We start from the raw sequence: 13,102 nt of genomic DNA on the forward strand, positions 1-13,102 counted from the left end.
AGCGTCACTCCGTTGCGGGCTGACTCGCCGACTGCGGTTTCCAGCGCCGCAGCAGCAGCGTATTGGAGACCACGCTGACGCTGGAGAAGGCCATGGCGGCGCCGGCGACCACCGGATCGAGCAATCCAGCGGCAGCCAGCGGAATGCCGATCACGTTGTAGATGAACGCCCAGAACAGGTTCTGCCGGATCTTGGCGCTGGTGCGGCGGGAGATGGCGATCGCGTCCGATACCAGACGCGGATCGGAACGCATCAGGGTGATCCCCGCCGCGTGCATCGCGACGTCACTGCCACCGCCCATCGCGATGCCCACATCTGCGGCTGTCAGTGCGGGCGCATCGTTGATGCCGTCGCCGACCATCGCCACCGGCCCCGCGGCTTTCAGGTCATTCACCGCCTCGGCCTTGTCACCGGGCAGCACCTCGGCGCGTACATCGTCGATGCCGAGCGCATCGGCCACGGCCCGAGCCGCACCGAGGTTGTCCCCCGAAATCATCGCCGTGCGCAGGCCTTGCGCGTGCAGGGTCCGGATGGCGTCGCGGGCCTCGGGTCGCGGCTCGTCGCGGAACGCGAGCAGGCCCAGCAAACGCACCCTGTCGGGCAGACGCTCGGCCAACCACGAGACGCTGTGACCGTGCGCGGCCAATTCCCCGCCCTGCGATTCCATGGAAGTGAGATCGACCCCGCTTTCCTGCATCAGCCGCGAGCTTCCGAGCAGCAGGTCGCGACCCTCGACCTCGCCGTCCAGCCCGCGGCCTGCCAGGGCCCGCACGTTGGCAGCGCGTGGAACGTCGATATCACTGGCGGCCTGCAGCACCGCGCTGGCCAGGGGATGCTCGCTGCCGGCCTGCAACGCAGCCGCCAGGCGCAGCACCGCCGCGTCATCGCCGTCCGCGCCGATGTGCTGCGCCAGCGTTGGTCGGCCAACGGTCAGGGTGCCGGTCTTGTCGAAGGCGATGATCTTCAGCGAGCGGGCGGTCTCCAGCACCTCGGCGTCCTTGATCAGGATGCCCGCGCGCGCCGCGACGCCGGTCCCGGCCATGATCGCGGTCGGTGTCGCCAGTCCCAGCGCGCAGGGACAGGCAATCACCAGCACCGCGACCGCGTTGAGGATCGCCACGTTCCAGTCGCCCCCAATCAACCCCCAGCCGAGCAGCGTCAGCACTCCGATCCCCACCACCACGGGCACGAACACCGCGCTGACCTTGTCGACCATGCGCTGGATCGGCGCCTTCTTCGCCTGCGCGTCCTCGACCAGGCGGATGATCCGCGCCAGCGCGGTTTCAGCGCCGATCGCGACCGTGCGCAGGCGCAGGCGGCCTTCGCCGTTGACCGCACCGCCGGTGACGCGATCACCCGGCTCCTTGGCCACCGGCAGCGACTCACCGGTAATCAGCGACTCATCGGCGTGGCTGCGGCCCTCGATGATCTGCGCATCCACCGGAATGCGCTCGCCCGGCAGCACCACCACCTCGTCATCGACCCGCACCTCTTCCAGCGGCAGCTCGCGCTCCACGCCATCGCGCACCACGCGCGCCGTGTCGGGACGCAAGGCCTGCAGCGCGCGGATCGCCTCTGTGGTCTGTCGTTTGGCCCGCGCCTCCAGCCACTTGCCGAGCAGGACCAGGGTGATCACGACCGCGGAGGCCTCGAAGTACAGGTGCGCGCCGCCCGGCCCGGCATCCGCAAACAGGTGGTACACGCTCAATCCGTAGCCCGCACTGGTGCCCAGCGCCACCAGCAGGTCCATATTGCCGGCGCCGGCCTTCAGCGCGCCCCACCCGGCGCGGTAAAAACGCGCGCCGAGCCAGAACTGCACCGGCGTGGCCAGCGCGAACTGCACCCAGCCCGGCAGCATCCAGTCGCGGCCGAACGGCATCGCCAGCATCGGCAGCATCAGTGGCGCCGACAAGGCGATGGCGATCAGCAGGTGGCGCAATTCACGCGAGTGGCGGCTGTCGCGTGGCGGGCGCCCGGTGGTACCCGGGCCCCCGTCGGTGGCCGCACCGGTCGCGGGGATACTCGCCCCGTATCCGGCGCCCTTCACCGCATCGACCAGCGCCGAAGCGTCAGATCCCGCAAGCATGCGCACGCGGGCCTGCTCGGTCGCCAGGTTGACGTTGACCTCCAGCACGCCGGGAACCGCGGCCAGCGCCTTCTCGACCCGCCCCGAACACGACCCACAGGTCATGCCCTCAATCGCAAGGTCGATCGACTCGTCGCGGACCGCGTAGCCGCCCGCTGTCACCGCATCGACCAGGGTTGACAGCGAGACATCGTCGCCGGCGTCCACCTCGGCCATTTCGGTGCGAGGTTCACGCTGACTGCGCGCACCCCGGCAACCTTCGACAAGGCCGTCTCGACCCGGCCCACGCAGGACGCGCAGGACATTCCTTCCACACCCAGCCGCAACACAGTCGTGATTTCTCCGCTTGAGCGAGCCCTTTTCGCCAGACTCCCAGACCCGATATGGGGACGATGGCGCCGGTTGCCACGTCGCGCTCAAGCAGCCGGCTGGAGTGGATCCCCGTCCACGAGTGGCTGCAGCGACGGATCCAGCGCCACCCGCTCATCGAAGACGAAACAGCGGCCCTCATAACCCGCGCCGCCGACCTGCTCGAAATAGCCAAGGATGCCGCCGTCAAGCTGGAAAACGTTGTCCATGCCTTCCGCCCGCAACGTCAGCGCGGCTTTCTCGCAGCGGATGCCGCCCGTGCAGTAGCTCACCACCGTCGCACCGGCAAGCGCCTCGCGGTGCGGCTCCAGCGCCCCCACCAGATCGGTGAAGTTGTCGATCGGCAAGGTCAGCGCGTCGCGGAAGCTGCCGTAGGCGACTTCCTCGCGATTGCGCGTGTCAAGCAGCACCAGCGGGCGACCATCGTCATCGACGCCGCACTCGATCCAGCGCGCCAGATCCACCGGCGCCACCGTCGGCGCCCGCGGATGCGCAAGCGGCGCCCCATCGGCCCGTCGCCAGGCGATGATTTCCGGCTTGACCTTCACCTTCAGCCGGGCAAACGGCTGGTCGTGGCTGCGGCTAATCTTGACCGGCATGCCAGCAAAGCGCGGATCGTCCCGCAGAGGCGAAAGGAAGGCGTCGATGCCTTCCGCCGCGCCGGCCAGGAAGATATTGAGACCTTCCGGCGCCACCAGCACGGTACCGAGCAGACCAGCCTCGACCGCACGGCTGTGCAGACGCTCGGCGATCGCGTCAGGGTCGGCGATGGGGGTGAAGTGGTAGGCGGCGATATTGATGACCTTCATCCGCCGATTTTACCGGTGCGACTGGCTGTGTGCCGGCCGCCGCGGGCGGCGCGGAGGGAACTTCGGCGGCCGCCCCGGCGTCCAAGGCCCGTTGTCACCCGGTCAACATGCAATGGACTATTGTTGCCTGTGACCCGGCGACAACGCCGACCCCACCGACGGAGATACGTCTGAATGAAGATCCAGCTCAACACCGACAGAAACATCCAGGGCGACGAATCGGTCGCGGCCCACGTCGACAAGGTCGTCAACAACGTGCTGTCGCGCTTCGCCAGCCAGATCACCCGGATCGAGGTGCACCTGAGCGACCTGAACGCGGACAAGTCCGGCCAGAATGACAAGCGCTGCCTGATGGAAGCGCGCCTAGCGTCTCGCGACCCGGTCGCCGTCACCGCCGAGGCCGCCAGCGTGCAGGAGTCGATCAACGGCGCCGCGCAGAAGCTCAAGAGCAAGCTGGAGAGCTCGCTGGGCAAGCTGGCCGCCGATGAGCGCAAGCCGCACCACGTCGCGCCCGGCGCGGATGCGCCGGTGCTGGACCAGGCCATCAAGGACATCGCTGACGCTTCCTGACGCCAGCCAAGGCCGCCTGCAACGGGCGGCAGCACGAACGCGACCCGGCCTTTATGGCCGGGTCGATCTACACTGGTCGGCCGTACCCAGGTGCCGCCGATGTCCGATCACCCCGCCCCATCCCCTGAACGACTCTCCCGCAAGGTATCCGACCTGGCGGCGTGCTCGCGCGCACAGGCCGAACAGTACATCGAGGGGGGCTGGGTCAAGGTCGACGGGGAAGTGGTGGAGTCGCCGCAATTCATGGTCGATGCGCAGTGCGTGGAGCTCGACCCGGACGCGCGCCTGGAAGCCAGCGAACCGGCGACCATGTTGCTGCACAAGCCGGCTGACCTGGCGTTTTCCGATTCGGTGTCGTTGATCACCGAGGCGAACCGCATCGAAGGCGACGAGCGTCGCGGCATCCGCACGCTGCAGCGCCATTTCTCCCACCTGCAACCGCTGATGCCGCTGGATGACGATGCCAGCGGGCTGGTCGTGGTCAGCCAGGACCCCCGCACCGCCCGGCGGCTGAAAGAGGACGGGGCGAAACTGGAGCAGGAGTACCTGGTCGAGATCGACGGCCAGGCAGGTCCCTACACCTTGAGCCGTCTGGCGCGCGGACTGAGCTACGAAGGTCGCACGCTACCGCCGTGCAAGGTCAGCTGGCAGAACGAGATCCGCCTGCGCTTTGCGATCAAGGATGTCCGGCCCGGCCAGTTGCGCGACATGTGCGCGCAGGTGGGACTGCGGGTGGTGGCAATCCGGCGCCTGCGCATTGGCCGCATCGGCCTGAACAAGATGCCCGTCGGGCAGTGGCGTTACATGCCCGCCAGCGAACGGTTCTAGGCACGGGGAACCATCCAGCAACGCGTGCGGGTGCGTGGGTGTTGCCGATGCGTGCCAGTACTGCTGTGACCCGAGTGGCTGTGCGAAGCGAGCCTACGCGCGTTACAGCGAACCGGCGTGGCTAGCTCGCCGATTCCGGCCGCATGTACGGGAACAGCAGCACGTCGCGGATCGAGGAGGAACCCGTCATCAGCATGACGAGACGGTCGATGCCCACGCCCAGCCCGCCGGTCGGCGGCAGCCCGATCTCCAGCGCGCGGATGTAGTCGGCGTCGAAATGCATGGCCTCGTCGTCGCCGCTGTCCTTGGCCGCGACCTGCGCCTTGAAGCGCGCGACCTGGTCCTCGGCGTCGTTGAGCTCGGAGAAGCCGTTCGCCAGCTCCTTGCCCCCAACGAACAGTTCAAAGCGGTCGGTCATGCCGGCATCGTCGTCGCTCTCGCGCGCAAGCGGGCTGACCTCGACCGGATGGCGGATGATGAAGGTCGGCTGGATCAGGGTGTGCTCGACGGTTTCCTCGAAGATCTCCAGCAGCATCTTGCCCCAGCCATAGCCAGGCTTCAGCGGGATCTTCAGACGCTCGCAGTGGGCGCGCATCGCATCCACATCGCGCAGGTCGGCGGCGCTGATCTCCGGGTTGTGTTCCAGCACGGCGTCGCTCATCGTCCAGCGCCGGAAGGCCGGGCCGACGTCGATCGATTCGCCGTCCCATTCCAGCTGGGTGGTGCCCAGCACCGAAACCGCAATGTCGCGGATCATCGCCTCGGTGAGGTCCATGACCTCGTTGTAGGTCGCGTAGGCCTCGTACAGCTCGAGCATCGTGAACTCGGGGTTGTGCCGGGTGGAGACGCCCTCGTTGCGGAAGTTGCGGTTGATCTCGTAGACGCGCTCCAGGCCGCCGACCACGAGACGCTTGAGGTACAGCTCGGGCGCGACGCGCAGGTACAGGTCCAGGTCGAGCGCGTTGTGGTGGGTCTTGAACGGCTTGGCCGTGGCGCCGCCGGGGATGTGGTGCATCATCGGCGTCTCGACTTCCAGGAAGCGCCGGCTGTCGAGCCACTCGCGCATCGCGCGGATGATCCGCGAGCGCTTGATGAACACCTCGCGCGCTTCCGGCGACACGATCAGGTCCACATAGCGCTGGCGGTAGCGCTGCTCCACGTCCGACAGGCCGTGGAACTTGTCCGGCAGCGGCCGCAGGGATTTGGTCAGCAGGCGCAACTGGTCGACCCGGACCGACAGCTCGCCGGTGCGGGTGCGCGTGAGTACGCCCTGCGCGCCGACGATGTCGCCCACGTCCCAGCCCTTGAACGCGGCATAGGTCTCGCCCAGCGTGTTCGCCTGCAGGAAGAGCTGCAGACGGCCGGACTCGTCCTGGATCTGGACGAAGCTCGCCTTGCCCATCACCCGCTTCAGCACGATGCGTCCGGCGACCGCGACCCGGTGCTGCTTCGCGTCCAGTGCTTCCGCGCTCCACTGCTCCGCATCGGCGTATTCGGCCTGCAGATCACCGGCGTAGTCATGACGGCGGAAGTCGTTGGGAAACGCGATGCCCTGCTCCCGCAACTCGGCGAGCTTGGCGCGGCGCTCGGCCACCAGCTTGTTCTCGTCGGGACGGGCGTCGGCGGTCGTGGCGTCGGCAGGGGCTGGAGCGGAATCGGTCATGGTCATGTCTGAAAGGTGATGCATGGGGGTGCGACGGTCGCGGGGCTCGGATCAGGTGGCGTCGGAGCGTTTCGCGCCCACCGCCAGGCCCGCCTTGAGGCTGGCCGAGACGAACTCGTCAAGGTCGCCATCGAGGACGTTCTGGGTATCGCTGCGCTCGATACCGGTGCGCAGGTCCTTGATCCGGCTCTGGTCGAGCACATAGTTGCGGATCTGGCTGCCCCAGCCGATGTCGGACTTGGTCGCCTCCACCGCGTCGCGCTCGGCGTTGCGCTTCTGGATCTCCAGCTCATAGAGCTTTCCGGCCAGCATTTTCATCGCGCGGTCGCGGTTGGCGTGCTGGCTGCGCTCGGTCTGGCAGGCCACCACCGTACCGGTCGGCACGTGGGTGATGCGCACGGCGGACTCGGTCTTGTTGACGTGCTGGCCGCCGGCGCCGGAGGAGCGGTAGACGTCGGTCTTCAGGTCGGCCGGATTGATGTCGATCTCGATGTTGTCGTCCACTTCGGGCGCGACGAACACCGACGTGAAACTGGTGTGGCGGCGGTTGTCGGAGTCGAACGGCGACTTGCGCACCAGCCGATGCACGCCGGTTTCGGTCTTCAGCCAGCCGTAGGCGAACTCACCCTCGACGCGGAAGGTCGCCGACTTCACGCCGGCCACGTCGCCGCCGCTCACTTCCATCAGCTCGGCCTTCCAGCCGCGCGATTCGGCCCAGCGCAGGTACATCCGCAACAGGATCTCGGCCCAGTCCTGGGCCTCCGTACCGCCGGCTCCGGCCTGGATGTCGACGAATGCAGCCGCGTTGTCCATCTCGCCGGAAAACATCCGCCGGAACTCGAGCTCGTCGACGGCCTTCGCATAGGTTTCAACGTCCTCGATCACCGCCTGGGCGGTGTCGTCGTCGCCTTCCATTTCCGCCAGCTCAAGCAGCTCCTCGGCGCCGGTGACGCTCTCGGTCAGGCTGCGGATGCCATTGACGACGCGGTCCAGCGAAGCGCGTTCGCGACCCAGCGACTGCGCGCGCTCGGCGTCGTCCCAGACGTCCGGGCTTTCCAGCTCGCGGCTGACTTCTTCCAGACGTTCGACCTTGGTGTCGAAGTCAAAGATACCCCCTGAGCGCCTGCAAACGATCCTTGAGATCGTCGATGCGCTCGTGGACGGGATTCAGTTCGATCATGTCCGTGGTTTCATGCGAAAAATGACCGCCAAGTCTAGCAGGCGCAAGGGCTGAGGGCGTCCCGCGCCTGTGACCTGAGGATGGAATGATCGTCCTCAGTGCGTGACCGCGAGCCGCTGACCTCAGGTTTCGGCAACCGGGTCCACCCGCTCTCTCAGAAGCTGCCGCCAGCGCCGACTGCAGGGCAGCGATTGCCCATCTTTGAGGTGAACGCGTGCGTCCCCGCTGTCCAGCGGTTCGATCGAGACGATCTGATCGAGATTCACGATGTAGCTGCGGTGGATCCGCAGAAACCGCGCCGGGTCCAGCTTCGCCTCGATGCCCGCAATCGTGCTGCGCAAGGGGTAGGCACGCCCGCCCAGATGCAGGTTGACGTAGTTGCCTGACGATTGCAGCCACTCCACGTCGGCTGCGGCAATCAGGAATTCCCGACCGAGCGTGCGTACCAGGAAGCGCTCGGGCCGATCCACCTGCTCGACCGCATGCTCATTGTCGAGAACGTCCAGCACGCTGGCTTCGCCTTGCAGTCGCAACACCAGCAGCCGGTAGCCGTGAATCAACAGCACCATGCCGATGAAGGTGCGCACATCCTTGGAATACTCGTAGAGCACTTCGGCCGGCCAATCGCCGAACTTGTAGCTGGCGCCCTGGGTGAGATAAACCATCTTACGGAAGGCCACCATTCCAGCGACGTGCAGCACGGACCAGGCAACGCTGGCCGGCAGATACCACCCAAGATTGCGCCGCCACGTGTCCAGATGAAGTGGCCAGCGCCGGGTGAACCACAGCAAGGCAGGCACCAGCGCCAACTGCAACAGCGCGCTGCTCCACGACCACGTCAGCGGCTTCCACCAGTCCAGCGCCAATCCCAGCCGCTGATAGTCGGCCCACTTTGCATAACTCCCACCCAGGGCACTCAGGCAGCAACTAACGACCCAGTACCAGACTTCAAAAGGGCGGCGATGCGCGAGATAGCTCTCGGCGGGTGTCGGAGGAGCAGCCTGCATCGGCGCATCATACGGTTGGTCGCTCACCGGAGAGCGGCAGTTCGTCCCTGCAAGCCCTCCACTGGTCACAAGCCACGCGCGATCAATCACTTGCATGCGGCGCTTTCGTATCCCGCGGCTAGGATTCGGGGAAATCATCGAGGACCGCCGCATGCCCCGCCGCCATGACATCGATGCGTTGCGCGTCATCGCCTTCGCCATCCTGATCCTCTATCACGTCAGCGGGGTGTATCAGCGCGACTCGGATTTCCACATTGTCAGCAGCTACCAGAACGGCTGGCTGGACTATGTCCGGATCGTGTTCAATCGCTGGCGGATGCCACTGATCTTCGCCATCTCCGGCATTGCCCTCGGGCTGGCGTCGCGGGGACGGAACCCGCGCAGCTTCATGCTTGCCCGCACCTGGCGCCTGCTGGTCCCGCTCGTTTTCGGCATGCTGTTCATTGTGTCCGCGCAGGCGTACTGCGAAGGGGTCAGCAAGGGAACGATCGAAACCGGCTATGGCGCCTTCATGTGGCGGTATCTGCAACTGCGCCCGTGGCCGGCAGGCACTTTCGCGGGGTCCACCCACGGGATCACGTGGAACCACCTGTGGTACCTGGCCTATCTGTGGGTGTACACGTTGGTGCTGCTGGCGCTGGCGCCGCTGCTCCGCTCCGCCCCCGCACAGCGGGCCATCGAATCGCTGGTCCGCCCGCGCGGGCTTGCCTGGCTGCTGATGCCCGCGACGATGTTCTTTGCTTTCCTGGTGCTCCTGAAGCCGCGCTTCCCGGAAACCCACGCGCTGGTCGGCGACTGGTACCTGCATGCGGAATACTTTCCGGTCTTCGTACTCGGTTTCGCTGTCGCCGACAAAGCCGCGTTCTGGACCGGCCTGACCCGCCTGCGAAAGCCGTTGTTGGCCATCGCGGTGGCCTGCATTTCGGTGGAGCTGAGCCTCAAGGCAGCGGGCCAGCACCTGCCCGCCGGCGACGTCCCGCTCTGGGCGCAACATGTGCCTTGGGGCACGGTCGAGCGAGCCGCGCGTGCGCTGTACATGTGGTCGGCGCTGCTGGCGATCTTTGCTTGGGGCCACGCGCTGTTGAACCGCCCGATGCGCTGGCTCCCCTACGCCAACGAAGCCGTGTATCCGTGGTACATCCTGCACCAGAGCCTGATCGTGCTGGCCGCGTACTGGCTGATCCCTCTGCAGATCGGGCCCGTGCTGGAACCGGTGCTGGTGACATTGCTGACGATCGCGGGCTGCGCGTTGCTGCACGAACTGGTGATTCGTCGCGTCACGGTGCTGCGGCCACTGTTCGGACTCGGACTGGTGCCGCGGGGCGCGCGGCTTGAACGGCCAAAGACAGCACCGCTGCAGGTCGACTGAGGCGTCCCGTCACGCCGCTTCGCGGTGCACCACGACCAGCTGGATGGCGTCGCCGCCACGGTAGTCGTCCGCTTCCAGCCGGTAAGCGATCCGCACCCGGGGCGGCGGTTCCTGCTGGTCCCAGCCACCGAAATGGATGGCGTTGACCCGCCGGCCAGCGAGTGCGAGTTCGAGCTTCAGGTGCTTCTGGCCGACGATGCGCCAGCCGAGTACATCGAATTCGCCGTCGAACTGGGGCTCGGGGAAGCCCTGCCCCCACGGGCCGCCGTGGCGCAGTGCATCGGCGCTGTGGCGGGTGAACTCGTCGGCGGCGAGTTCGCCGTCACTGGGAATCTGCAGGTGCAGCAACTCGGGCGACAGGGTCAGCTCGACGCATTTGCGGAACGCATGCTGGAACGCGTCCAGCGAGGCGAGCGGCAGGGAAAGCCCGGCGGCCATCGCATGTCCGCCAAAGCGCTCGATCAGGCCGGGGTTGCGCGAATCGACCGTGGCCAGTGCATCGCGGATATGGAAGCCGGGAATCGAGCGCGCCGAACCGCGCAGCATGTCGCCGCCCGGCTCGGACGGTGCAAAGGCGATGGCCGGGCGGTGCAGACGCTCCTTCATCTTGGAGGCGACCAGCCCGACCACGCCCGGGTGCCATCCCGGATCGAACAGGCACGCGGCCAGCGGCACGTCGCTGGTGTCCAGGGCCACCCGGGCAAACGCCTGCTCGGCCTCGTCGGTCATCTGCTGCTGGACCGCGCGGCGCTCGGTGTTGATGCGGTTGAGCGTGGTGGCAATCTCCCGCGCCTGGGTCATGTCGTCGGTGAGCAGGCACTCGATGCCGACGGCCATGTCCTCCAACCGGCCCGCCGCGTTCAGGCGCGGGGCGATGGCGAAACCGATGTCGCTGGCGCTCAACCGCGCCGGATCCCGCTGGGCGGCCTCGATCAGCGCCTGCAGGCCTGCGCACCCTTTGCCTGCCCGCAACTGGCGCAGGCCGGCCGCGACGAGGGCGCGGTTGTTGGCGTCCAGCGGCACCAGATCGGCGACGGTGCCGACCGCTACCAGGTCAAGCAACCGGCTGAGGTCGGGGCCGCGCCCGTTGCTGCCGCCGTCCAGCGAGCCGTCCGCGAGCAGACGTCGACGCAGGGCCAGCAGCACGTAGAACATCACTCCGACGCCGGCCAGCACCTTGCTGGGGAAGGTGTCACCGGGCTGGCTCGGATCGACGATCGCATCGGCGGGCGGCAGCGTGTCGCCGGGTAGATGGTGGTCCGTGACCAGCACCTTCCACCCCAGCGCCTTGGCCGCGGCGATGCCCGGGTGACAGGCGATGCCGTGGTCCACGGTGACCAACAGGTCCGGCTGCAGCGGTGCGAGCTCGGCGACCAGCGCGGGCGACAGCCCGTAGCCATGAACCGCGCGGTTGGGGACGGCGTGGGACACGCGCCGCGCGCCGAGCATGCGCAAACCCCGAACCGCGACCGCGCACGCCGTCGCCCCGTCGCAGTCAAAGTCACCGACCACCAGGATGTGGCGGTCACCGGAGATCGCCTCAGCCAGCAGCGTTGTGGCGGCGTCCAGCCCCAGCAGGCCGTCGGGCGGCAGCAGATGGGCTAGGCGAGGACGCGCCTGTGCCTCGGTAAGCGCGCCCCGGGCGCCGTAGATGCGCCGGAGGAGTGGCGGAATGCTGTCCGGCCAAGGTCCTGACCCGGCACCGGCCGGGCGACGTACGATCCCGCCGCGGCTCACTGCACGGATTCCGGCGCCGGATTGACGAAGGACCGCATTGGCCGCCGCCAGAAACGCCAGCGGTGGCGCGGCAGCATGTCCAGGCGGTGGCCGTCGGCGAATTCCACTATCACCGACGCAATGCCGCCCGATCCCAGCTGCACCGACAAGGGCTGCCACCAGTCGCGATCGAACACCGCCAGATCCCGCAGATGACGCAGGTCGAACAGCCCTTCGCCGTCCTCCGTCCAGCGCGCCGGCAGCGGACCGGCCGGCACGCCGGCGGCGGTCGCGAACGCGGTAAGGGTGTCGTCGTCGCTGGCGATCCGCGCATGCACGGTGCGCACGTGGTCCGGCAGCGTGCCGGCGCCCCAGAACCACAGCGAATTCACCGGCGCCAGACCCAGCGCGGCCCGCTCGGCATTGCGCGGATGGTTGTGCAGGATCACCTGCGCCTCGCTCAGCAGCGCCCGCCAGCGACGCCCGTCCGGGCCGTCCGGCAATTGCTCGAACAGATCGGCGCCCAGAGCGTTGTCCAGCGACGCCATCGCCGGCAGCTTCGCGCCGGCGCGCATTTGCAGATACCAGCGGGACGGCACGGGCGCATCCAGCAAGGTCCCGCCATCGCCGAAGTACGGCTTGAGCGCGGGCAGGAACGCGGCGGTGTCGGCCTCGCTCAGCGACAGCGCGTCGCCATGCGCCATCAGGCGTGCGCCGTTGATCTCCGGCTGGATATAGACCGGGTCCGCGCGCATCCAGGCCGATCCCGCCGCGTCGCCCGCGTCGCGCTGACGGGTGACGGCGGCGACGGGCCAGCCGCGCGGCAGCACGTCAAATTGGCGCTGCACCAGCTCGCCGCCCGGATCGGAGCGGTCCGCGCGGGCGAACCAGCGACCCGCGCTTTCCGACAGTCGCTGGCCGCCGAAGCGGCTGCGCGCCGGCATCAGCAGGGTGACCGCGCGCCGGGCCATCCTCAGACGACGTAACGGACGGCGACGATGTCGTATTCGCGGGTGCCGCCCGGTGCATCGATGATGATGCTGTCCCCTTCGTGGCGACCGATCAGCGCGCGCGCGACCGGCGAGGAAATCGCGATCAGGCCCAGCTTGATGTCGGCCTCCAGGTCGCCAACGATCTGGTAGGTCCGCTCCTCATCGCTCTCGGTATCCACCAGGTCGACGGTTGCGCCGAACACGATCTTGTCGCCCACGTTCAGCGCGGCGATGTCGATGATCTGCGAGTTCGACAGCTCGCTCTCAAGCTGCTTGATGCGGCCTTCGATGAAACTCTGCTGCTCACGCGCGGCGTGGTATTCGGCGTTCTCCTTGAGATCGCCGTGTTCACGGGCGTCGGCAATGGCGGCGATGACGGCCGGCCGCTTGACGGATTTCAGCTGCTCAAGTTCGGTGCGCAGACGCTGCGCACCCTTGGCGGTAAGGGGAGCTTGCATGGAATGATCCTCGGGCCGGCACGTGGCCGGCACTGGTTTTTCTGGCGACGCCCCG

The 13,102-nt window shown here is 67.6% G+C and carries 11 protein-coding genes; 3 read left to right on the forward strand and 8 right to left on the reverse strand.

All coding sequences use genetic code 11. From position 1 onward, the window contains the following. Nucleotides 1-4 precede the first annotated feature (4 nt). Nucleotides 5-2,302: a heavy metal translocating P-type ATPase gene (locus INQ43_RS07075; protein ID WP_305058198.1), complete on the reverse strand. Its 2,298-nt coding sequence runs from the start codon at nucleotides 2,300-2,302 to the stop codon at nucleotides 5-7. Between the two features lie 200 nt (nucleotides 2,303-2,502). Next, nucleotides 2,503-3,264, reverse strand: coding sequence for a sulfurtransferase (locus tag INQ43_RS07080; protein ID WP_194035979.1), 762 nt, complete (start codon nucleotides 3,262-3,264; stop codon nucleotides 2,503-2,505). A gap of 174 nt (nucleotides 3,265-3,438) precedes the next feature. Here INQ43_RS07080 and INQ43_RS07085 point away from each other — a divergent pair, with 174 nt between their 5' ends. Both INQ43_RS07085 and INQ43_RS07090 read left to right on the forward strand, forming a co-directional pair. Continuing rightward, nucleotides 3,439-3,834: an HPF/RaiA family ribosome-associated protein gene (locus INQ43_RS07085; protein ID WP_194035980.1), complete on the forward strand. Its 396-nt coding sequence runs from the start codon at nucleotides 3,439-3,441 to the stop codon at nucleotides 3,832-3,834. Nucleotides 3,835-3,933: 99 nt separating this feature from the next. Continuing rightward, the gene (locus tag INQ43_RS07090) at nucleotides 3,934-4,662 is read left to right on the forward strand and encodes an rRNA pseudouridine synthase (protein WP_194035981.1); all 729 of its coding nucleotides are present in this window, start codon (nucleotides 3,934-3,936) and stop codon (nucleotides 4,660-4,662) included. Between the two features lie 121 nt (nucleotides 4,663-4,783). Here INQ43_RS07090 and lysS read toward each other — a convergent pair whose 3' ends face one another. The 3 genes from lysS to INQ43_RS07105 form a co-directional block, all read right to left on the reverse strand. Beyond that, nucleotides 4,784-6,325, reverse strand: coding sequence for a lysine--tRNA ligase (lysS, locus tag INQ43_RS07095; RefSeq protein ID WP_194037609.1), 1,542 nt, complete (start codon nucleotides 6,323-6,325; stop codon nucleotides 4,784-4,786). A gap of 51 nt (nucleotides 6,326-6,376) precedes the next feature. Further along, nucleotides 6,377-7,505 (reverse strand): peptide chain release factor 2 gene (gene prfB / locus INQ43_RS07100; RefSeq protein WP_193983300.1). Its coding sequence is split into 2 segments (ribosomal slippage): nucleotides 6,377-7,429 and nucleotides 7,431-7,505, totalling 1,128 coding nucleotides; the frame shifts between segments, so codons are not numbered across the junction. A 122-nt stretch (nucleotides 7,506-7,627) separates the two neighbouring features. Continuing rightward, nucleotides 7,628-8,608 carry a LytTR family DNA-binding domain-containing protein gene (locus INQ43_RS07105; protein ID WP_228062432.1) on the reverse strand — a complete coding sequence of 327 codons (981 nt, stop codon included), beginning with the start codon at nucleotides 8,606-8,608 and terminating at the stop codon, nucleotides 7,628-7,630. A gap of 55 nt (nucleotides 8,609-8,663) precedes the next feature. On the opposite strand from INQ43_RS07105, the gene INQ43_RS07110 reads away from it, so the two are divergent. Beyond that, nucleotides 8,664-9,881 carry an acyltransferase family protein gene (locus tag INQ43_RS07110; protein WP_194033655.1) on the forward strand — a complete coding sequence of 406 codons (1,218 nt, stop codon included), beginning with the start codon at nucleotides 8,664-8,666 and terminating at the stop codon, nucleotides 9,879-9,881. Nucleotides 9,882-9,890: 9 nt separating this feature from the next. Here INQ43_RS07110 and recJ read toward each other — a convergent pair whose 3' ends face one another. From recJ to greA, 3 genes are read right to left on the reverse strand one after another with little or no spacing between them, the layout of a single operon-like run. Continuing rightward, on the reverse strand, nucleotides 9,891-11,618 hold the full coding sequence (recJ, locus tag INQ43_RS07115; RefSeq protein WP_194033656.1) for a single-stranded-DNA-specific exonuclease RecJ: 1,728 nt from the start codon (nucleotides 11,616-11,618) through the stop codon (nucleotides 9,891-9,893). Next, on the reverse strand, nucleotides 11,615-12,568 hold the full coding sequence (locus INQ43_RS07120) for a phosphoglycerate mutase (protein ID WP_194035982.1): 954 nt from the start codon (nucleotides 12,566-12,568) through the stop codon (nucleotides 11,615-11,617). Before INQ43_RS07120 ends, recJ begins: the two co-directional genes overlap by 4 nt. A 2-nt stretch (nucleotides 12,569-12,570) precedes the next feature. Further along, nucleotides 12,571-13,047 (reverse strand): transcription elongation factor GreA, encoded by a 477-nt coding sequence (greA, locus tag INQ43_RS07125; protein WP_043959024.1) that lies wholly within the window; start codon nucleotides 13,045-13,047, stop codon nucleotides 12,571-12,573. Nucleotides 13,048-13,102: the final 55 nt, after the last annotated feature.

The organism is Lysobacter sp. H23M47 (assembly GCF_015209765.1).
Taxonomy (GTDB): Bacteria; Pseudomonadota; Gammaproteobacteria; order Xanthomonadales; family Xanthomonadaceae; genus Novilysobacter; species Novilysobacter avium.

Excerpts from the sequence above, each read along its gene's own strand:
- INQ43_RS07075 (WP_305058198.1), bottom strand. The coding sequence starts at position 2,302 with ATGGCCGAGGTGGACGCCGGCGACGATGTCTCGCTGTCAACCCTGGTC.
- INQ43_RS07080 (WP_194035979.1), bottom strand. The coding sequence starts at position 3,264 with ATGAAGGTCATCAATATCGCCGCCTACCACTTCACCCCCATCGCCGAC.
- INQ43_RS07085 (WP_194035980.1), top strand. The coding sequence starts at position 3,439 with ATGAAGATCCAGCTCAACACCGACAGAAACATCCAGGGCGACGAATCG.
- INQ43_RS07090 (WP_194035981.1), top strand. The coding sequence starts at position 3,934 with ATGTCCGATCACCCCGCCCCATCCCCTGAACGACTCTCCCGCAAGGTA.
- lysS (WP_194037609.1), bottom strand. The coding sequence starts at position 6,325 with ATGACCGATTCCGCTCCAGCCCCTGCCGACGCCACGACCGCCGACGCC.
- INQ43_RS07105 (WP_228062432.1), bottom strand. The coding sequence starts at position 8,608 with ATGCAAGTGATTGATCGCGCGTGGCTTGTGACCAGTGGAGGGCTTGCA.
- INQ43_RS07110 (WP_194033655.1), top strand. The coding sequence starts at position 8,664 with ATGCCCCGCCGCCATGACATCGATGCGTTGCGCGTCATCGCCTTCGCC.
- INQ43_RS07120 (WP_194035982.1), bottom strand. The coding sequence starts at position 12,568 with ATGGCCCGGCGCGCGGTCACCCTGCTGATGCCGGCGCGCAGCCGCTTC.
- greA (WP_043959024.1), bottom strand. The coding sequence starts at position 13,047 with ATGCAAGCTCCCCTTACCGCCAAGGGTGCGCAGCGTCTGCGCACCGAA.